Genomic DNA, 19,560 nt, shown 5'->3' with positions numbered 1-19,560 from the left:
TGCCTCGAAGGAAAAGATCAGCTACCCTTGCCGCCGCACTTGCCGGTGGCGACGTTGAAGTTGCCGCATTCCATCGGCTTGCGCCAATCGGAGATCAGGTCCTTCGAGTCCGGCAGGTAATCCGACCATTCGTCGCCCACCACAGCCGCCGTTTCCTGCACGATGTCGAACTGGCCATCGGCCTGGATTTCACCGATCAGCACCGGCTTGGTGATGTGGTGGTTCGGCATGACGGTGGAGGTGCCGCCCGACAGGTTCGGCACGGAAACACCGATGATGCTGTCGAGAACCTTGTCGGTCTCGGTCGTGCCGGCAGCCTCGACGGCCTTCACCCAGGCATTGAAGCCGATATAGGCGGCTTCCATCGGGTCGTTGGTGACGCGATTGTCGTTCTTGGTATAGGCGTGCCAGCTCTTGATGAACTCGGCATTGACCGGCGCATCGACGGACTGAAAGTAGTTCCAGGCGGCGAGATGGCCGACCAGCGGTTTGGTGTCGAGGCCGGCGAGCTCTTCTTCACCGACGGAAAAGGCGACGACCGGAATGTCTTCCGCCTTGATACCCTGGTTGCCGAGTTCCTTGTAGAACGGCACGTTGGCGTCACCGTTGATGGTGGAAACGACAGCGGTCTTCTTGCCGGCCGAGCCGAATTTCTTGATGTCGGAGACGATCGTCTGCCAGTCGGAATGACCGAACGGCGTGTAGTTGATCATGATGTCCTCTTCCTTGACGCCCTTCGACATCAGGTAGGCCTTCAGGATCTTGTTGGTCGTCTGCGGATAGACATAGTCGGTACCGGCCAGAACCCAGCGCTCGACGCCTTCGGTGGCAGCCAGATAATCGACGGCCGGAATGGCCTGCTGGTTCGGGGCAGCGCCGGTATAGAAGATGTTGCGCGAGGATTCTTCACCCTCGTACTGGACCGGGTAAAACAGGATCGAGTTCAGCTCCTCGAACACCGGCAGCACGGACTTGCGCGACGAAGACGTCCAGCAACCGAACACGGCGGCAACCTTGTCCTGGGAAATCAGCTGGCGGGCCTTTTCGGCAAACAGCGGCCAGTCGGAAGCCGGGTCGACAACCACGGCCTCAAGCTTCTTGCCGAGAACGCCACCCTTCTTATTCTGCTCTTCGACGAGCATCAGCATGGCGTCTTTCAGCGTGGTTTCCGAAATCGCCATCGTGCCCGACAGCGAATGCAGCACGCCGATCTTGATCGTGTCGTCAGCGGCAAAGGCGCCGGACAGCGCGGTTGCCGACATCGCGGCGGCCAACAGCGCGCCTCCCAGTTTGCTCTTGAATGTCATTGGTCGAACCCCTCTTCTTGTTCGTTCAAGCAACGGGGGCCTGCGCCTCTTGTTAACCGTTGCTTAAGCCGACTATCGGCTGCTGCACCGCAAACTCGAATACGCAAAATGACGTAGCCGGAGGGGGAAAGCGGGAGCATTTGCGCGGCGCATGATAGCGCGGGGCTCGGCCGGCCGGGTACGGCTGCGATAGGCTCAATTCGGCGGCCGCTGGAGATAAGCGGCTGCCGGTTTTCAGGGCACCGGATATCCGGCGCAGGTCGAGCGAATAGGAATTACTTCTTTTTCGTGGAACTGTCGGCCAGTTTGACCTGCGATCCCAAGGTCGGAGCCGCGCTTGCAGCGACCTTGTCCTTCTTGGGTTTTCGCGTTTCCTTGTTGCTGCGTACCTGACCCTTGGCCATGGCGTGTCTCCTCATGTTGACGCACAAGTCTAGCCGCTGATTACGGTGAAATAGCAAGCGCTATTATCGCCTTATGGCCCTCAGTTCGGCCGATTGCGCAGCGCCTCGGCCTGCGCATAAAATTTCTTTTCCCATTCCTTGTGGTTGTCCAGACCTTCGCGGATGAAGGGCGTGAAAATCGCCATGTGCATCAGCAGCCAGTTGACCAGCCGGGCCGGGAAATTCAGCGGCTTGACGAAATCGACAAACAGCACGACGCGGGTCTTGTCGGTGTGGTTCCAGGCCTCGTGCTCATAGGCATCGTCGAAGATCAGCACCTTGCCCTCTTGCCAATGGCAGATCTGGTCCTTGACGCGGATGGCAAGAATATCGCCCGAATTTTCCGGCACGATCAGGCCCAGATGCAGGCGCAGCACACCGTTATAGGGACCGCGATGGGCGGGCAGGTGTTTGCCCGGTTCGAAGATGGAAAACATCACCGTCGTCAGGCCGGGTATCTGCTGCATCGCACTCCATGTGTCCGGGCAGGCCTTGATGTTCTGCTCCGAGCGCACGCCGAAACCGAGCAGGAAAAACGTCTTCCAGCCCTGATCGGTGGAGATCGTCTTCACGTCGGTGGAAATGTCCTGAAAGCTCGGCAACTCGTCCTTGCGCATAAGAATACGGTCAAGTTCGGCGCGGATCGCCGGAGCGGCCTTCTCGATCTCGGCAGCCCAGGGAAAGGTGGCATTGTCATAGACCGGCGGGTTGCCGAGTTTTGCGTGCCTGAAATTCAGCTTCTCCGCCCAGGCGACGATGCCCATGAAAAAGCGGGTGATGGGGCTGGCACGTTCCATCGGCGCAATGCCGGTCGTGCCGAAATCCTGCGAGGGTTCTTCTGCGTCGGGAGATGTGGAGGTCACGGGAAACGCCTGAAATATTGGGTTGATCTGGCGCGGCGTGAAAACGTTGCCGGCGGCCGCTGTGCCGGTATGCATGTCTGATCGGTTCTGACATGGAGCGCCCCAACGGGCTTGCAAGCGCTTCTGTCAGTATGTCGACCTGTCCGGCGATTTTTGATAGCCGGCACAACAATGACAAGGGAAAATCCGGCAAAACAATGGCCGTTCAGGTTGCATGTCGCTTGCCAAACGCTGCGCCGCAGCAGAAACTGCCCAAATATCAGTCTCCCTGTCAAAGGCGCTCGTTTTCAGGCATGGCCGCACGCCAACGCATCATCCCCGTCCGCCGAGAATACAATCGCTGGGTGGCCAACCAGACGCTGGAAGACTATGCGCTGCGCTTCACCGCAAAAAGCGCCCGACGGTTTTCCTCCAGCCGCATTTCGCAGACCGCCATCGGCGCGATTTCCTTTCTGGCGCTGGAGGCGATCGGCGGCACGATCACCCTTTCCTACGGCACCACCAACGCGTTTTTTGCAATCATCGCCGCCGCCATCGTCATGCTGGTCATCGGCCTGCCGATCAGCCGTTATGCCATCCGCCACGGCGTCGATATCGACCTCCTGACGCGCGGTGCCTCCTTCGGTTATATCGGCTCCACCATCACCTCGCTGATCTATGCCAGCTTCACCTTCATGCTGTTTGCGATCGAGGCCTCGATCATGACCGGCGCACTGGACCTCGCCTTCGGCATTCCGCCATGGATCGGTTACATCATCAGCGCCGTGGTGGTGATCCCGCTGGTCATCTATGGTGTGCAGCTGATCTCGCGTTTCCAGCTGATCACCCAGCCGTTCTGGATCGTGTTGAACATCCTGCCCTTCGTCTTCATCGCCTTCCTCGACTGGGAAAAATTCGACCTCTGGCGGGCTTTTGCCGGCATCGGTCATTCCAACGGTGAAATCGGTGGTGCCGCTCCCTTCGACCTCGTGGAATTCGGTGCAGCCTCCGCCGTCATTCTGGCGCTGATGCCGCAGATCGGTGAGCAGGTCGACTTTTTGCGCTTCCTGCCATCCGAAGGCGTGCACAAGTGGCGGCATCGTTTTGCGGTGTTTCTCGCCGGTCCCGGCTGGGTGGTCGTCGGCGTGCCAAAACTGCTGGCCGGTTCGTTTCTGGCGGTGCTGACGCTGTCGACCGCCGTCCCGGCACACGAGGCCGCCGATCCCGCCCATATGTATCTCACCGCCTTCGGCTACATGATCCCCAACGAGACCGCCGCCCTTCTTCTGATGGCCGCTTTCGTTGTCGTGTCGCAGCTGAAAATCAACGTGATGAACGCCTATGCCGGGTCCTTAGCATGGTCGAATTTCTTCTCGCGCCTGACCCATAGCCATCCCGGCCGGGTCGTCTGGCTGGTGTTCAACGTCGCCATCGCGCTGCTTTTGATGGAACTCGGCATCTACCGGCTGCTGGAAGCGACACTCGGCATCTTTTCGATCATCGCCATGTCATGGCTCTGCACCATCTCGGCCGATCTCTGCATCAACAAGCCGCTCGGCCTCTCGCCACAGGGCATCGAGTTCAAGCGCGCGCATCTCTATGACATCAACCCGGTCGGCATCGGCGCCATGTTCGGCTCTGCCACGATCGCGCTGGCCGCTCATTTCGGCCTGTTCGGGCCACTCTGGGCATCGCTTTCCACCTACATCACCCTGATCGCGCTTCTGCTGTCGCCGGCCATCGCCTTCGCCACCAAGGGCAAATATTACCTGGCGCGAAAACAGCGCAAAAGCTGGGCGACCCTCGGCTCCATCACCTGTTCGATCTGCGAACACCCGTTCGAACACGAAGACATGGCCTGGTGTCCCGCCTATGCCGCGCCGATCTGTTCGCTCTGCTGTTCGCTCGACAGCCGCTGCCACGACATGTGCAAACCGCATGCGCGGCTGAACACGCAGGTCGGCACTGTCGCCCGCGCCTTCCTGCCGGAAACCGTCATCACCAAGCTGACGACGCGGCTTGGACGTTACGCCACCACCGCCGTCATCTCGATTTCGGCCATGGGCGCCATTCTCGGCATGATCGCCTATCAGGCCGGCGAGGCAGCACCCGCCAATGCCGAAATCATCTATGGCACGATCTCGATCGTGTTTTTCGTCTTTGCCATCATGGCCGGCATCGTCTCGTGGTTTTATGTGCTTGCCCATGACAGCCGGGTGGTGGCGGAAGAAGAATCCTCGCGCCAGAACACACTGCTGCTGAAAGAAATCTCCGCCCACAAGAAAACCGACGCCGCCTTGCAGGAAGCCAAGGAAACCGCCGAGGCCGCCAACCGCGCCAAGAGCCGGTATGTGGTCGGCCTGTCGCATGAATTGCGCACACCCCTGAACGCCGTGCTCGGTTACGCCCAGATTTTGGAGCGAGACGACACCATCCCTGCCCCACGGCAATCCGCCATCAAGGTGATCAAGCGCTCCGCCGATCATCTCTCGGGCCTGATCGACGGACTGCTGGATATTTCCAAGATCGAGGCGGGCCGCCTGCAGGTCTATTCCAACGAGATCAACATCCAGGATTTTCTCGACCAGATCGTCGAGATGTTTTCCATGCAGGCGCAGGCCAAGGGCCTGACCTTCGAACACGACCGCGCCAAAACCCTGCCGCAATATGTGCGCACTGACGAAAAACGCCTGCGCCAGATCCTCGTCAACCTTCTGTCCAACGCCATAAAATTCACCGACCACGGCACGGTGCGCTTCGACATTGCCTATCGCAGCCAGGTCGCGACATTCTCCATCGCCGATACCGGACGCGGCATCGCCGAAAAGGATCTCGGCCGCATCTACGAACCCTTTCAGCGCGGCGAGGCCGAAAGCATTCGTCCGATGCCGGGTCTCGGTCTCGGCCTCACCATCACGCAACTTTTGACCAACACAATGGGTGGCGAGATCACTGTTGCCAGCGCCAAGGATGAAGGTTCGACCTTCAAGGTGCGGCTGATGCTGTCGGCCGTGCATCGCCCCAGCACCGCACCGGCCTTGGAAAAGAAGATCACCTCTTATACCGGCCCGCGCCGCACCATCGTCGTGGTCGATGACAATCAGGATCATCGCGAACTGATGCGCGAAGTGCTGACGCCGATGGATTTTGTCGTGCTGACGGCGGCAAGCGGGCCGGAATGCCTGACGCTGATCGAAGGCGTCAAACCCGACCTTTTCCTTGTCGATATCTCCATGCCGGGCATGAGCGGCTGGCAACTCGTCGCAAAACTGCGCGAACAGGGGCAGACCGCGCCGATCGTCATGCTGTCGGCCAATATCGGTGATGGCGCCGGCACGCCCGACGGCACAGATGGCCATAACGACGCGATCGCCAAACCGGTCAACGTGCGCCGTCTGGCCGACAAGCTCGCCGTCCATCTCGGGCTAAAATGGACCTATGAGGAGGATCAGCCACCGGAACCGGCACCCAGACCGGCAACCGTCCAAAGCCCCGGCTCGACCCATCTTCAGGACCTTCTCCAACTGGGCGAGATCGGTTATGTCCGTGGCATCGAGGCAAAACTTGCCGATCTGGCCAAGGCGGAAGAAAATCGCCCCTTCGCGGAACAGGCCGGTGTTTACGTACAGGCCTTCGACATCGCCGGTTACATGGCCTTCCTGAACCGTTTCAACGAGGAAAAAGCTGACAATGCCTGACACGACGACGCCCCGCGATATCGTGCTTCTGGTCGATGACAGCCCCGAGGCGCTCGGCTTCCTCACCGACGCGCTGGAACAGTCCGGTTTTTCGGTGCTGATCGCCACATCGGGACAGGCTGCCCTCTCCATCGTCGAGCGCATCACACCCGATCTGGTGCTGATGGATGCGGTCATGCCGAACATGGACGGTTTCGAAACCTGCCGGAGGCTGAAGGCGCATGGCGCGGTGGCGCAGGTGCCGGTGATCTTCATGACCGGCCTTACAGAGACCGAACATGTCGTCAACGCACTCGACAGCGGCGGCGTCGATTACCTCACCAAACCGATCAATATCGACGAGCTGCGCGCCCGCATCCGCGTTCATCTGTCCAATGCCCGCTCCGCCCAGAGCGCCCGCGTCGCACTCGATGCCGCCGGCCGACATCTGCTGGCAGCCCGCGGCTCCGGTGCCGTGCACTGGTACACACCGCAGGCAACCCGTCTGATCAATGCCGCCACCGGCAGCGACGAAGGGTTGGAAATCGTCGCCGCCCGCCTCGCCGCCTGGATGGCGGAACGCGGCAAGCCGGGCTTTTCCCGCGATGCCAGCTTTTCGCTGCCCGCACCGGCAGCCAATGCGGCCGAGGCCGCCAGCCTGCAATTTTCCTTCCTCGGCGCGATTGGAGCCGACGAATTCCTGTTCCGGCTGACAGCCGCCCGCGAACGCTCCGACGATGCCATCCTGCGTCAGCATTTTCCGCTGACCCAGCGCGAATCCGAAGTGCTGCTCTGGATCGCCAAGGGCAAGGCCAACCGCGATATCGCCGATATTCTGGGGCTTTCGGCACGCACGGTGAACAAGCATCTGGAGCAGATTTACGTCAAACTCGGCGTCGAGAACCGGGCATCGGCGGCGGTGAAGGCCGCGCATGTGCTGCACGAGATGTGATGTCCCGGCCCAAAACAATTTGGAACGGAAGCGTCGCCCGTCCTGTTGTGCCTCCTAACCCGGAGGCCGAACCATGTCATTCAAGATCAAGCCCCTCGACGGCAATCGCCCCAGCATCGAGGCCGAGACGGCGCGCGAAGCCATCGATGCCGTGCAAAAAGTCTGGCGAGACGGCGCGGGTGCGGCGAAGGTAGAAATCGACGACGAGCGTGCGTCAGTAGACGAGGTGACGGCGTCGGAGCGTGATCTGATAAGGCGGCGGGATGGGGAAGCCTGACGGGGAAATCGCGTCGAATCGGACAATGGCGATGGAATACAGAGGATGCCGTTCAGCCGATCTCCCCCCTTGAGGGGGAGATGTCCGGCAGGACAGAGGGGGGTGTTTCTGGCGCAAATGCCGTTTGCAAACCGTATGCCGCACCGTTGCCACCCCCCCTCTGTCACCTCACGGTGACATCTCCCCCTCAAGGGGGGGAGATCAGAAGGAGTACGCCGCACCGTCTCATTCCGCCGCCCAAAAACACATCCCAAAACGCAAAGAGCCCGGCTCGCGCCGGGCTCCCTGAATACGTTGAGGCTCAAGCCTTGCCGGCTCAGCTGCCCTGCTGGAAGTAGCTGAACTTGCCGTCCGGGCCCTTCTTCCATTCGTACATGACGTAGCCCGGAAGCTTCGGGTCGCCCTTTTCGTCGAAGGCGATGTCGCCCAGAACGGTCTTGTACGTGCCTTCGTGCAGCTTCTTGGCAACGGCTTCAGCGTCATCGGCGCTACCGGCAGACTTGATGCCTTCGGCAATGATCTGAACGGCGGCATAGGAGTAAAGCGTGTAGGCTTCCGGGTTGAAGCCGGCGGCCTTGAACTTTTCAACCAGTGCCTTGTTCTCAGGCTTCAGCGTCGGGTCCGGGCCAAAGGTGTTGAGCGTGCCTTCGACGGCATCGCCGGCGATCGAAGCAAGCTCGTTGGAGACGATACCGTCACCAGACACGAGCGTTGCCTTGAGGCCCTGGTCCTTTGCCTGACGGATGATCAGGCCGGCTTCGGTGTGAAGACCACCCCAGTAGATGATCGAAACGCCGGCTTCCTTCATCTTTGCGATGAGGGCGGAGAAATCCTTGTCGCCGGTGTTGACGCCTTCGCGAACGACTTCCTTCTTGCCGAGCGCGTTATAGGCCTTCTTGGTCTCTTCAGCGAGACCCTGGCCGTAAGGTGTCTTGTCGTCGATGATGGCGATCTTGGCGTCAGCGAACTTTTCAGCAAGATACTTGCCGGCAACGCCGCCCTGCTGGTCGTCACGGCCGCAGGTGCGGAAGGTGTTCCACAGCTTGCGCTCGGTGAAGACCGGGTTGGTTGCAGCCGGGGTGATTTCGAGAATGCCGTTTTCGGCGTAAACTTCCGAAGCCGGGATCGAAACGCCCGAGTTGAAGTGACCGACCACGTACTTGACGCCGTCAGCAACGAACTTGTTGGCAACGGAAACGCCCTGCTTGGCGTCGGAGACGTCGTCGCCGAGCGCGATCGTCAGCTTTTCGCCGTTGATGCCGCCGGCAGCGTTGATGTCTGCGATGGCCTGTTCGGCGCCCTTCTGGAGCTGTGCACCGAATGCGGCGTTCGGGCCGGTCAGAGGACCGCCGACGCCGATGACGATGTCAGCCCAGGCGTTGCCGCCGAAGGCAACCATGGCCGTCAACGCAACAGCGGAAAGAAGAGACTTCTTCATTGAATAACTCCCAGTTATTTAAGAGGTGAGCGGTTTTTTTGGGATCCAGCGCGACACCCACCATCGCCACGCCGGAAAGCTGTTCCACCTTGAGGTGTGTTATTGTTCTTGTTCAAACCGATCTGAATTCAGATTAGACCGGCTGTCAATCTTTGTTCTTCCACGAAAACGCGGAGGTCGGCTCGTAAAGCCAGTAATAGTTCTGGACCATCTGTTTGGTGCGACGGATACGGAAACCGGCCAGCGCGAAAACCAGAAGAAGAACAAGATCAAGGATAAAATAGAAGGCGTCGATGAACGGCCCCTGAAACAGCGCATAATGCAGGAACTGCATGGCGCAGGTCAAAAGCACCGCATAGATCACGACTTCGCGATAACCGTTCCAGCCTTCCGCCGCCGCCTTGCCGGCCCGCCATGCGGTCCAGAAACCGAGCAGCAGCACGATGCCGCGCAGAAAATAGCGAACCGTCGTGTCGTCTTCGAAAAACAGACCCTGCATGTCAGTTGCTCCCCGTGATGAGGGTGAGAATGGTCGCGCTCAATGCCGGCCTCCTTCGAGATAGGCCGCACGGACTTCCGGATTGATCAGCAGCTCCTTGCCGGTGCCGCTCATCGTAACCTTGCCGTTGACCATGACATAACCGCGATCCGACAGTTTCAGCGCCGCGAAGGCGTTCTGCTCGACGAGGAAGACGGTGAGCCCCTCTTCCTTGTTGAGCTTCTTGATCGCCTCGAAAATGCCCTTGACGATCAAGGGTGCGAGACCGAGCGACGGTTCGTCCAGCAAAAGCAGCTTCGGACGCGCCATCAGCGCGCGGCCGATCGACAGCATCTGCTGCTCGCCGCCCGACAGCGTACCGCCGCGCTGGCTCTGGCGTTCCTTGAGGCGGGGGAAGAGGGTAAAGATCTTCTCCACGTCCTCGTTGAAATATTTCAGGTTGTCGAGCCCGGCACCCATCTGCAGGTTTTCGTAAACCGTCATGCGCGGAAAGATGCGACGGCCTTCCGGCGATTGGGCGATGCGCTTGCGCGCGATCAGGTGCGTCGGCAGCCTTGTGATATCCTCGCCGTCGAAGATGACCTGTCCGGTGCGGGCCTGCGGAGAACCGCAGATGGTCATCATCAGCGTCGACTTGCCGGCGCCATTGGCGCCGATCAGGCTGACGATCTCGCCCTTGTGGACATCGACATCGACGCCCGAGAGAGCACGGATATTGCCGTAATAGGTCTCGACGGCCTGGACTTTGAGAAGCGGTTCACCGGTCATCAGACGGTCCCCTCTTCGATAATGCCCTTGTCGAGCTTTTCCTCGATTTCTTCAACTTCGTCATCCTCGACGCCGAGATAGGCTGCAATCACCTTCGGGTCGTTTTTCACGTGATCGGGCGTGCCGTCGGAAATCTTCTGGCCATATTCCAGCACCACGACGTGGTCGGAAATCTCCATGACGACGGACATGTCGTGCTCGATCAGGAGCAGTGACGTGCCCTCGTCGCGGATGCCACGCAAAAGCGCGTTGAGCGTCAGCGATTCCTTCGGGTTGAGGCCGGCGGCCGGTTCGTCCAGGCAGAGCAGTTCCGGCCCGGTGCACATGGCGCGGGCGATTTCCAGACGGCGCTGCGCGCCATAGGAAAGGTCACCCGCCGGATCATCGGCACGATCGGTCAGATCGGCCTTTTCCAGCCAGTATTCGGCCTTTTCGATCGCCGCCTTGGCGGCGTTCTTGTAGGTCGGAAGCCCCAGCAGGCCGAGGATCGTGAAACCCGAGGCCTTCATCAGCACATTGTGCTGCGCGACCAGAAGGTTTTCCAGAACGGTGAGGCCCGAAAACAGCCGGATGTTCTGGAAGGTACGGGAGACGCCCGCCACCTTGTTGATCTCGAAATCGCGCAGGCGTTCCAGAAGGAACTCCTTGCCGTTCGAGCGGTTGAGCGTGAGCATGCCCATGGTCGGCTTGTAGAAGCCCGTGATGCAGTTGAACACCGTGGTCTTGCCGGCGCCGTTCGGGCCGATCAGCGCGGTGATTTCGCCGCGCTTGGCTTCGAACGAGAAGTCGTTGATCGCCATCAGGCCACCGAACTTCATCGACAGGTGTTCGACCTTGAGGATCGTGTCTTTTGCCATTGTCGTTGTACCCGTCGCCATCAGCCGTGGCCTTCCTTGGTGAAGCTGCCGGAGACAGCCTTTCTCTCCTTCAGGAAGGCCGTCGGTTCACGGGTGCCGACGAAGCCACGCGGCTTGAACAACATGACGATGATCATCGCCAGACCGAAGAGCAGCATGCGGTAGAGTTCGGGCGTAAAGTCAGGTCCGAACACGTGCTTCAGGAATTCCATTTCGCGCAACAGCTCGGTACCGCCGACCATGACCACCGCCGCAATGGCGATGCCGGTCAGCGAACCCATGCCGCCGAGAACGACGATGGCAAGGATGACTGCCGATTCCAGGAAGACAAAGCTTTCCGGAGATACGAAACCCTGACGGGCAGCAAAGAACGATCCGGCGAAACCGCCGAACATGGCGCCGGTGGCAAACGCCGTCAGCTTGGTGGCGACGGTGTTGATGCCGAGCGAACGGCAGGCGATTTCGTCTTCGCGCAGGGCTTCCCAGGCGCGACCGATCGGCATGCGACGCAGGCGAATGGTGACATAGGCCGTCAGCATGCACAGCGCCAGGATGATGTAGAACAGGAACATCTTGTAATAGACAGAGGAAGACGGAAGCCCCCAGGCCTTGTTGAAATTGTTCGCTGCACCCACGTCGAAGGACCAGATGCCGAAGAACGAAGCCTTGGCGATGCCGGAGATACCGAAGGTACCGCGGGTGACATCCGTCCAGTTGATCAGCACAAGCCGGATGATTTCACCGAAGGCCAGCGTCACGATCGCAAGATAGTCCCCTCGCAATCTCAAGACGGGGAAGCCGAGAATGACACCCCAGAGAGCGGCGAGAATGCCGGCCATCGGCAGGAGAAGCCAGAAGGAGAAGCCGAAATAGGACGACAGCAGCGCGTAGGAATAGGCGCCAACCGCATAGAAGGCGACGTAACCCAGATCGAGCAGGCCGGCGAGACCGACGACGATATTGAGACCCCAGGCAAGCATCACGTAGATGAGGATCTGGATGCCAAAGTTGTCGACATATTTCAGCGAGCCCTGACGACCAAAGATCATCATCGCCAGAAAGGGATAGCAAAGCAGGAAGACCAGCGCGATCTTGAGGAAATGCTTGTGGAAGAAGCTTTTTTCTTCCGAGATGTCCAGAACGCCGGTTTTCGCCTTGGCAAGCTTGCGCTTGTCCAGATGCGGCTTGATGAAGGCGACCGTCACGAAACGGCCGACAACGGCAACCGCGACGAACACCGCCAGAAGACCCCAGCGCGTGCGCCAGACCAGCTGGTTGTTGATGTCCTGATAAGTTTCGATGCCGACGAAGAGCAGGAACATGCAGAAGGCGACGACGCCTGCGAACACGGCTTCCTTGATGGCCTTGGCCATGACGTCCGGCTGGACGTTGTTTTCCGATGCGATGGCCATGTTACACTTTCTCCACTTCCGGCCGGCCAAGAATGCCGGTGGGCTTGAAGATCAGCACGATGGCGAGGATGGCGAAGGTTGCGACATCCTTGTAAGCGATCGAGAAATAGGCTGACCACAGGCTTTCGATGAGGCCGATCAGCAGACCGCCGAGAACAGCGCCAGGCAGCGAACCGATGCCGCCGAGAACGGCTGCCGTGAAGGCCTTCACACCCGGAATGAAGCCGTCGTTGAACGAGGCGACACCATAATACATCAGGTACATCGAACCGGCGACGGCGGCGAGTGCTGCACCCATGATGAAGGTGATCGAGATCGTCTTGTCGACATCAACGCCCAGGAGAGCCGCCATCTTGCGGTCCTGTTCGGTGGCGCGCTGGGCACGACCCAGCGGCGTCTTGTTGACGATGTACCAGAAGGCGAACAGCAGGATCGAGGTGATCACCACGATCAGGATCTGCTTCAGCGAAATGGTGATATTACCGATATGATAGACCTCGGTGACCAGAGGCGGGATCGGCTTGTTGCGCGGGCCCTGCGTCACCTGGATGAAGTTGGACAGCACGATCGACATGCCGATCGCGGTAATCAGCGGCGCCAGGCGGAACGAGCCGCGCAGCGGGCGATAGGCGATGCGCTCGATCGTCCAGTTCCACAAACCCGTCATCAGCATGGCGACGATCAGCATGACCAGAAGCGCCAGCGCCACCGGAATACCGGCGAAGAACGTGGTGAGGATGAGAAAGACGATCAGGGCAGCAAAACCGCCGAGCATGAAGATGTCGCCATGGGCGAAGTTGATCATGCCGATAATGCCGTAGACCATCGTGTAACCAATTGCCACGAGGCCATAGATCGATCCGAGAGTCAGCCCGTTTGCGAGCTGCTGGATAAAATATTCCATGTAGTTTCCCCTGGATGCGATCTTTGGGCGGCCGCATCTTTTGTGTCAGTGTCCCTTATGGGATCTTCAATTTTTTTGATTCCTACCCGTTTCGATAGAAATGTGAAGTGCAAAAGAAAGAGGCAGAAAAAAATTAGTGGGCTTTTGCCCAGGATGGCGCAAATACGCTCACCAATGCTAAAAATGCGGCACACACGTCACAAATTCTGTGCGGAAATAGCTGGATATGACCGACCTCTGGTGGATAAAACCGGAGGAATCCCGCAATCCTAGAGTGAATTAGTCGGTCATCAAAACATGGGGCATCGCTTCGCCCGCTTTCAACCACAGCGGCTGACCAGACTACCCTGGGGTTCGGGAGCATGCCCGGCCGGAACGAAGCGAATTTCGTCACCACGCCCTGCCCCAGACCCAGGCCAAGACTTAGGCGGCCGCACGAGGCCAAAGCGCCCGAGATACTGGAGCCCAGTAAAATAACGAGATTCTGGCGGATCGTCGGGCACAGCACCCGACACCTGATCTTCCTCGATGTATTCGAAAAGATCGCGGCCACCGGGATCTAAGGACTCGCGTACCTCATGCGAATTGTAAAATTCCAGTTGCGCACCCAGATCGGTCCGGGCTGGAGCAGCATCCGGATTGCAATGGGACGAAAGGCTTCCCGAAGCCGGCTCGAAAATCAAAAGCTTGTAGACGGTGCCCAGATAATATCGTGATCCATCCTGATTTCGATAGACAGACAGGCCGGAATCATACGGTCTTTTCCAAAGTTCTATCCATTCGCTGGAAGCACCCTGAAAGGGGCTGCCAACCTTGGATAGAGTCACCCTTTCCCTCATGCTGGTATCCCAGGCCATGGTGTAGGTCAGCTCATACCCCGCAGGTTCCAGCCGGATCGTGACGGAGCGCGTCAAAAACACCCGCCATCCGGCATAAGCGGCACCGATCAGCAACAGGACAAGCACAGGCATCACCCGGCCCCATCGGATCCTGCGACGGCCGGCTGCTGTCATCTCTTTAATCTCCAAACCCGCGCGTCATCGCAAACTCACGACCGGCGTCGCGCAATTCGTCGAAGACATAGGCCGCATGGGAGCGCGGCACGATGATCTCGAATGCATCGGCACCGGTGCGGGCCAGATTGCCGGCAACGCGGCAGATCATCATCGGCGCCGACTGCCCCTCGGCAAACATGTCCGCATGCAGATCCACCGCAACACATTTGGCAAGGATGGTGCGCACGTCCGGGCCGGATAGCGCCATCAGCACCTGTCCATCGCTCTGCTCGGCAAAGGAGAGGCCCGGAATGGTGGCCAGAGATGCCGAAATCGTTGCAGCGCTGGCACTTTGCGATACGACCAGCCAATCCGACGGGCTGACCGACCGGACGACGACATCCTCGACCAGCGACAGCGCTTCGGCCACCGCGGCTTCATGGCCGGCATGCGCGAGCGTGGAAAAGATCACCGGGCGGCGAACGACCGTCAGGTGGTTGGCATTCGGGCTCGGCTCGTAACCGCCCATGCGGTCCTCGAGGATGTGCCGGTGTGTGAAGGAAATCGACATCGGCATGACCTCAGGCGTGCAGGTTCAGGTTATCGGGATCAACGAAAACAGGCGAGCAGACTTCCGCCAGAAACTCGGTACTGCGCACCGCATCCCAGACGAGGATCTTTTCACCGATGCGCTCGCGGCCGGATTTCAGCATGGCAAGCCCGATCCACTGGCCGATATGCGGCGAGAAGCAGGCCGAAGAGACAAACCCCTGCCCCGCCGTCATCGACGGCTCGACACCTTCGCGCAGCAGTGCAGCGCCTGCCTTGAGCGGCTTGTCGAGTTCGACCGGCTTCAGGCCGACCATCTGCAGCCGATCTGCGGCTGTCAGGCCATAACGGGTGGAGAGGCGCTTGCCGATGAAGTCGGGCTTGGCCGCCGACATCATCTTGCCAAGGCCGACATCATCGGCCGTGGTGCGGCCATCGAGTTCGGAATGGGTGACATGGCCCTTTTCGATGCGCAGCACGTCGAGCGCCTCAACGCCATAGGCGCAGATCCCCTCTTCGCGCCCGGCCTCCATGATCGCATCGGCGACCGCTTCGCCATAACCGGCGGACACGGCCAGCTCATAGGCCAGCTCGCCAGAAAACGAGATACGGAACAGCCGCGCAGAAAGCCCACCCTTCAACCGCACTTCTCGTGCAGCGAGGAACGGGAAAGCCGCGTCGGAAAGATCCTCCTCGACCAGCTTTTGCAGGATGGTTCGCGACTTTGGCCCGGCGAGCGACATCTGCGCCCATTGGTCCGAGGTCGAGACGAAACGCACGTCGAGATCCGGCCAGAAGGTTTGCGAGGCAAATTCCAGATGCGCCATCACTTCGGCCGCGTAAGCCGTCGTGGTGGTCATCACATAGTGGTTTTCCGACAGTCGGCTGGTGGTGCCGTCATCGAAGACCATGCCGTCCTCACGCAGCATCAGGCCATACCGCGCCTTGCCGACCGGCAGTTTCAGGAATGCATTCGAGTAAACGCGGTTCAGGAATTCGGCGGCGTCGCTACCAAAAATCTCGATCTTGCCGAGCGTCGAGACATCGCAGAGGCCGGCATTCTGGCGCACGTTGAGCACTTCGCGATCGACGCTTTCGCGCCAGGTCTTTTCCTCGCCCTCAACGAAATAGGCGGAGCGATACCAAAACCCGCTTTCGAGGAAGGTCGCGCCGTTCTTCTTGGCCCAGCCATGCAGCGGCGAAGTGCGGATCGGCCGCGACTGTTCGGCCCGCGCAGTGCCGGCCAGTGCGCCGAAGGAAACCGGCGTGTAGAACGGACGATAGGTGGTGGTGCCGACTTCGGCCGGAGACACGCCACGCATGCCGGCCAGAAGCGCCACGGCATTGACATTGCCGAGCTTGCCCTGATCGGTCGCCATGCCGTTGGTGGTGTAACGCTTGGCATGTTCGACATGGCCAAACCCTTCGCGGGTCGCCAGCGCCAGATCATCGACATGCACATCGTTCTGGAAATCGACAAAGGCTTTCGAGCGCGCACCCGGCACATACCAGAGCGGCGCAAAGGACGGATCGTATTCGCCCTCCACCTCCGGCGTATTCACATGCCCGACCAGACGGCCGACGGCTTCCACTGCCGCATGCGCCTTGGTGGCGCCATCGCGCAGGCATTCGGACATGGTAGCGTGTCCCGCAGCCGAACCGGCAGCGATGAACAGCGGCCCGACATCCGGGGCCAGAAACGCCTGCGCCTCCTGCGACCACACCGGCCTGGCGCCGCGCTGGCACATCAGATGCACGATCGGCGACCAGCCGCCGGACATGGCCAGCGCATCGCAGTCGATCATCTCGTCATAACCAAAGCGGTTGGTCATGATGCCGGAGAGGCGCTTGCCGCCCTTGGTATCGACAATCGAGCCGCTGCGGATAACCCGCACGCCATAAGGCGCATAATCCGCAGATTCCGCGCGTGAATCAATGATGGCAGCGATATTGACGCCGCGTGCGGACAAATCGGCGGCGGTGCGATAACCGGAACCGCCATTGGTGAACACGGCAACCTTGCGACCGGTGGCAACGCCATAACGGTTGAGATAGGTGCGCGTTGCATCCGCCGTCATGATGCCGGGACGGTCATTGCCGCCGAACACCAGCGGCCGTTCTTCCGCGCCGGATGCAAGAATGGCGCGACCGGCCGCGATACGCCACAGCCGTTCCACAGGCTTGTCGGCGCTCGGCACGGCCACATGTTTCTGCACCTTTTCGACAGCGCCAAACACCATGTCGTCATACCATCCGAACACGGTGGTGCGCGGCATCAGTGTCACATTCGGCATGGCTGCGAGTTCGGCCAGCGTCGCCGAGACGAAATCGGGTGCCGAAACACCGCCGATCACTGCGGTTTCGGACAGAAGCGAACCGCCCAGACGAAAATCCTGCTCGGCAAGGATGACCCGCAAACCGGCGCGAGCGGCCGTCAGCGCCGCCATCAGCCCGGCCGGGCCGGAACCGACCACCAGCAGATCGCAATGCGCCCAGCTTTTTTCATATCGATCCGGGTCGGCTTCCATCACCGCCTTGCCAAGACCGGCGGCGCGGCGAATGACCGGCTCATAGAGCTTTTCCCAGAAGGCAGCCGGCCACATGAAGGTCTTGTAGTAGAAACCGGCGCCCAGCATCGGCGACAGTGCACCGTTGATCGAACCGATATCGAATTTCAGCGAAGGCCAGGCATTCTGGCTCTTCGCCACCATGCCGCTGTAAAGCTCGGCAACGGTCGCGCGTGTGTTCGGTTCGGTGCGCGCATCCTTTCCGATCGTCACCAGCGCATTCGGTTCCGACGCTCCCGCCGTCACCGGCCCGCGCGGGCGATGATATTTGAAGCTGCGGCCCATCAGCATCTGGTCATTGGCCAAAAGCGCCGAGGCGAGCGTATCGCCCTCGAAACCCTTGTAGCTTCGGCTATCGAACGAAAATTTCACGACGCGGCTGTGATCGACCAGCCCGACATTGGCGATACGCGACGAGGTCATGCCGTACCTCCCTTGGCTGCTTCGCGTGCATCGGTCACGGCAAAAACCGCGTGGGTCAGGTTATCACGCTCGACCACCAGCCAGCGGCGGCAACCGGCCACATGATGCCAATATTCGCGAATGTTTCCACGCGGATTGTCGCGCAGATAGACATAAGCATGCCAAGCCTCCTCCGAGGCGGCAGGCGCCGGCCGTTCCGGCACGGCATCGCCGCGGATGGAAAACTCTTCCTTGGGTCGTCGTCCGCAATGCGGGCAGGTGATCAGGCTTGCCATCTGAAAAATACTCGGTTCATGCCAGTTCGGGGCCGGTTGGGCGCCAGCTCAATGAATGTTCGGTTGCGGACCCTTGCCCGCCTCGTCCACCGCATAACCGCGCTCGAAACGGTCCAGCCGCAGCGCGCGCGCCACATGATGCGGTTCGTTTCTGGCGATCAGGTGCGCAAAACAGAAACCGGAGGCCGGCGTCGCCTTGAAGCCGCCGTAACACCAGCCGGCGTTGAGATAGAGGTTGTCGATCGGCGTGCGGTCGATGATCGGCGAACCGTCCATCGACATGTCCATGACGCCGCCCCAGCTGCGCAGAACCCTGAGCCGCGAAAGGCCGGGGATCAGCGACACCCCCTCCTCCATGGTGGATTCGACGATGGCGAGATTGCCGCGCTGCGCATAGGACGAGTAATAATCGATGTCGGCGCCGAAAACCAAACCGCCCTTGTCGGATTGCGAGATATAGAAGTGGCCGCCGCCATAAACGATGACATTGTCGATCACCGGCTTGATGCCTTCCGAGACAAAGGCCTGCAGCACATGTGTCTCGATCGGCAGGCGCAGATCGGCCATGCGCGCCGTCTCGGAGGAATGGCCGGCCGTCGCCAGCGCCAGCTTGTTGCAGCCGATAAACCCTTTTGACGTCTCGACGCCTGTGACCTTGCCGTTTTCGTCGCGGCGGATGGCGGTCACCTCGCAATGCTGGATGATATCGACGCCGTGGCTGTCGGCACCACGCGCATATCCCCAGGCCACCGCATCATGACGCGCCGTGCCGCCGCGCTTTTGCAAAAGACCGGCCTTGATCGGGAAACGGGCGTGATCGTAATTAAGGTAAGGCATCATCTTCTGCAGGTCTTCGCGATCCAGCAGCTCGGCATCGACCCCATGCATGCGCATGGCATTGCCGCGCCGCGCAAAGGCGTCGCGCTGGCCGTCGGAATGCGCCAGCATCATCACGCCGCGCTGGCTGACCATGGCATTGTAGTTGAGATCCTTCTCCAGCCCTTCCCACAGTTTCAGCGAGAATTCGTAGAAGGGAATATTGCCCTCAAGCAGATAGTTGGAGCGCACGATCGTGGTGTTGCGGCCGACATTGCCGGAACCGATATAGCCCTTTTCCAGCACCGCGATATTCTTGATGCCGAATTCCTTGGCCAGATAATAGGCCGTCGCCAGACCATGCCCGCCGCCGCCGACGATGATCACATCGTAATGCGGTTTCGGCTGCGGTTCTCGCCAGACCGGTTTCCAGCCGCGATTGCCCGACAGCGCCTGTCTGAGAATGGAAAGGGCGGAATAACGCATGCGAAGGTCCTGTTTTAAACGCGGCCAACATGCGCATAAGCGCGTCCGAGAACAAGCGCAAACCCGCTCACAA

At 60.0% G+C, this 19,560-nt stretch carries 17 protein-coding genes; 3 read left to right on the top strand and 14 right to left on the bottom strand.

Going from position 1 to position 19,560, the window contains the following annotated elements; genetic code table 11:
• Positions 1-17: 17 nt before the first annotated feature.
• The 3 genes from urtA to EDF70_RS02860 all read right to left on the bottom strand — a co-directional run bounded on the left by urtA (position 18) and on the right by EDF70_RS02860 (position 2,613).
• Entirely contained in the window at positions 18-1,307 is a 1,290-nt protein-coding gene (urtA, locus tag EDF70_RS02865; RefSeq protein WP_132271726.1) for an urea ABC transporter substrate-binding protein, read from the bottom strand.
• 275 nt (positions 1,308-1,582) lie between these two features.
• A complete protein-coding gene (locus tag EDF70_RS30585) occupies positions 1,583-1,711 on the bottom strand; it encodes a hypothetical protein (RefSeq protein WP_281033522.1) in 129 nt (42 codons plus the stop codon).
• Between the two features lie 80 nt (positions 1,712-1,791).
• Positions 1,792-2,613: an aspartyl/asparaginyl beta-hydroxylase domain-containing protein gene (locus EDF70_RS02860; RefSeq protein ID WP_245519019.1), complete on the bottom strand. Its 822-nt coding sequence runs from the start codon at positions 2,611-2,613 to the stop codon at positions 1,792-1,794.
• A 293-nt stretch (positions 2,614-2,906) separates the two neighbouring features.
• Between EDF70_RS02860 and EDF70_RS02855 the strand changes: the two genes are divergently transcribed.
• The 3 genes from EDF70_RS02855 to EDF70_RS02845 all read left to right on the top strand — a co-directional run bounded on the left by EDF70_RS02855 (position 2,907) and on the right by EDF70_RS02845 (position 7,498).
• Positions 2,907-6,290: an ATP-binding protein gene (locus EDF70_RS02855; RefSeq protein ID WP_132271724.1), complete on the top strand. Its 3,384-nt coding sequence runs from the start codon at positions 2,907-2,909 to the stop codon at positions 6,288-6,290.
• A complete protein-coding gene (locus tag EDF70_RS02850) occupies positions 6,283-7,221 on the top strand; it encodes a response regulator transcription factor (RefSeq protein WP_132271723.1) in 939 nt (312 codons plus the stop codon). The genes EDF70_RS02855 and EDF70_RS02850 overlap by 8 nt, the downstream gene beginning before the upstream one ends.
• Before the next feature lie 73 nt (positions 7,222-7,294).
• The gene (locus EDF70_RS02845; protein WP_132271722.1) at positions 7,295-7,498 is read left to right on the top strand and encodes a hypothetical protein; all 204 of its coding nucleotides are present in this window, start codon (positions 7,295-7,297) and stop codon (positions 7,496-7,498) included.
• A gap of 316 nt (positions 7,499-7,814) precedes the next feature.
• On the opposite strand, the gene EDF70_RS02840 is transcribed toward EDF70_RS02845, so the two are convergent.
• From EDF70_RS02840 to EDF70_RS02790, 11 genes are all read right to left on the bottom strand, one after another.
• The gene (locus EDF70_RS02840) at positions 7,815-8,936 is read right to left on the bottom strand and encodes a branched-chain amino acid ABC transporter substrate-binding protein (protein WP_132271721.1); all 1,122 of its coding nucleotides are present in this window, start codon (positions 8,934-8,936) and stop codon (positions 7,815-7,817) included.
• 145 nt (positions 8,937-9,081) lie between these two features.
• A complete protein-coding gene (locus EDF70_RS02835; protein WP_132271720.1) occupies positions 9,082-9,435 on the bottom strand; it encodes a DUF6867 family protein in 354 nt (117 codons plus the stop codon).
• Positions 9,436-9,474: 39 nt separating this feature from the next.
• A complete protein-coding gene (locus EDF70_RS02830; RefSeq protein WP_132271719.1) occupies positions 9,475-10,203 on the bottom strand; it encodes an ABC transporter ATP-binding protein in 729 nt (242 codons plus the stop codon).
• Complete coding sequence (locus tag EDF70_RS02825; RefSeq protein ID WP_132271718.1) at positions 10,203-11,081, bottom strand: ABC transporter ATP-binding protein; 879 nt, start codon at positions 11,079-11,081, stop codon at positions 10,203-10,205. The genes EDF70_RS02830 and EDF70_RS02825 overlap by 1 nt, the downstream gene beginning before the upstream one ends.
• Positions 11,081-12,472 carry a high-affinity branched-chain amino acid ABC transporter permease LivM gene (gene livM, locus EDF70_RS02820; RefSeq protein ID WP_132271717.1) on the bottom strand — a complete coding sequence of 464 codons (1,392 nt, stop codon included), beginning with the start codon at positions 12,470-12,472 and terminating at the stop codon, positions 11,081-11,083. Before livM ends, EDF70_RS02825 begins: the two co-directional genes overlap by 1 nt.
• 1 nt (position 12,473) lies before the next feature.
• A complete protein-coding gene (locus EDF70_RS02815) occupies positions 12,474-13,376 on the bottom strand; it encodes a branched-chain amino acid ABC transporter permease LivH (protein ID WP_132271716.1) in 903 nt (300 codons plus the stop codon).
• Between the two features lie 320 nt (positions 13,377-13,696).
• Positions 13,697-14,347, bottom strand: coding sequence for a hypothetical protein (locus EDF70_RS02810; protein WP_132271715.1), 651 nt, complete (start codon positions 14,345-14,347; stop codon positions 13,697-13,699).
• A gap of 46 nt (positions 14,348-14,393) precedes the next feature.
• Positions 14,394-14,942 carry a sarcosine oxidase subunit gamma family protein gene (locus tag EDF70_RS02805; RefSeq protein WP_132271714.1) on the bottom strand — a complete coding sequence of 183 codons (549 nt, stop codon included), beginning with the start codon at positions 14,940-14,942 and terminating at the stop codon, positions 14,394-14,396.
• A gap of 10 nt (positions 14,943-14,952) precedes the next feature.
• Positions 14,953-17,910 carry a sarcosine oxidase subunit alpha family protein gene (locus EDF70_RS02800; protein WP_132271713.1) on the bottom strand — a complete coding sequence of 986 codons (2,958 nt, stop codon included), beginning with the start codon at positions 17,908-17,910 and terminating at the stop codon, positions 14,953-14,955.
• Complete coding sequence (locus EDF70_RS02795) at positions 17,907-18,185, bottom strand: sarcosine oxidase subunit delta (protein WP_132271712.1); 279 nt, start codon at positions 18,183-18,185, stop codon at positions 17,907-17,909. Before EDF70_RS02795 ends, EDF70_RS02800 begins: the two co-directional genes overlap by 4 nt.
• Before the next feature lie 48 nt (positions 18,186-18,233).
• The gene (locus EDF70_RS02790; protein ID WP_132271711.1) at positions 18,234-19,487 is read right to left on the bottom strand and encodes a sarcosine oxidase subunit beta family protein; all 1,254 of its coding nucleotides are present in this window, start codon (positions 19,485-19,487) and stop codon (positions 18,234-18,236) included.
• Positions 19,488-19,560 lie beyond the last annotated feature (73 nt).

Source organism: Neorhizobium sp. JUb45 (assembly GCF_004343585.1).
In the GTDB taxonomy this organism is placed as follows: Bacteria; Pseudomonadota; Alphaproteobacteria; order Rhizobiales; family Rhizobiaceae; genus Neorhizobium.
This window is presented reverse-complemented; position numbering and strand designations above follow the sequence as displayed.

Excerpts from the sequence above, each read along its gene's own strand:
- EDF70_RS02805 (WP_132271714.1), bottom strand. The coding sequence starts at position 14,942 with ATGTCGATTTCCTTCACACACCGGCACATCCTCGAGGACCGCATGGGC.
- EDF70_RS02845 (WP_132271722.1), top strand. The coding sequence starts at position 7,295 with ATGTCATTCAAGATCAAGCCCCTCGACGGCAATCGCCCCAGCATCGAG.
- EDF70_RS30585 (WP_281033522.1), bottom strand. The coding sequence starts at position 1,711 with ATGGCCAAGGGTCAGGTACGCAGCAACAAGGAAACGCGAAAACCCAAG.
- EDF70_RS02830 (WP_132271719.1), bottom strand. The coding sequence starts at position 10,203 with ATGACCGGTGAACCGCTTCTCAAAGTCCAGGCCGTCGAGACCTATTAC.
- urtA (WP_132271726.1), bottom strand. The coding sequence starts at position 1,307 with ATGACATTCAAGAGCAAACTGGGAGGCGCGCTGTTGGCCGCCGCGATG.
- EDF70_RS02840 (WP_132271721.1), bottom strand. The coding sequence starts at position 8,936 with ATGAAGAAGTCTCTTCTTTCCGCTGTTGCGTTGACGGCCATGGTTGCC.
- EDF70_RS02850 (WP_132271723.1), top strand. The coding sequence starts at position 6,283 with ATGCCTGACACGACGACGCCCCGCGATATCGTGCTTCTGGTCGATGAC.
- EDF70_RS02800 (WP_132271713.1), bottom strand. The coding sequence starts at position 17,910 with ATGACCTCGTCGCGTATCGCCAATGTCGGGCTGGTCGATCACAGCCGC.
- EDF70_RS02855 (WP_132271724.1), top strand. The coding sequence starts at position 2,907 with ATGGCCGCACGCCAACGCATCATCCCCGTCCGCCGAGAATACAATCGC.
- EDF70_RS02825 (WP_132271718.1), bottom strand. The coding sequence starts at position 11,081 with ATGGCGACGGGTACAACGACAATGGCAAAAGACACGATCCTCAAGGTC.
- livM (WP_132271717.1), bottom strand. The coding sequence starts at position 12,472 with ATGGCCATCGCATCGGAAAACAACGTCCAGCCGGACGTCATGGCCAAG.
- EDF70_RS02810 (WP_132271715.1), bottom strand. The coding sequence starts at position 14,347 with ATGCCTGTGCTTGTCCTGTTGCTGATCGGTGCCGCTTATGCCGGATGG.
- EDF70_RS02815 (WP_132271716.1), bottom strand. The coding sequence starts at position 13,376 with ATGGAATATTTTATCCAGCAGCTCGCAAACGGGCTGACTCTCGGATCG.
- EDF70_RS02795 (WP_132271712.1), bottom strand. The coding sequence starts at position 18,185 with ATGGCAAGCCTGATCACCTGCCCGCATTGCGGACGACGACCCAAGGAA.
- EDF70_RS02835 (WP_132271720.1), bottom strand. The coding sequence starts at position 9,435 with ATGCAGGGTCTGTTTTTCGAAGACGACACGACGGTTCGCTATTTTCTG.
- EDF70_RS02790 (WP_132271711.1), bottom strand. The coding sequence starts at position 19,487 with ATGCGTTATTCCGCCCTTTCCATTCTCAGACAGGCGCTGTCGGGCAAT.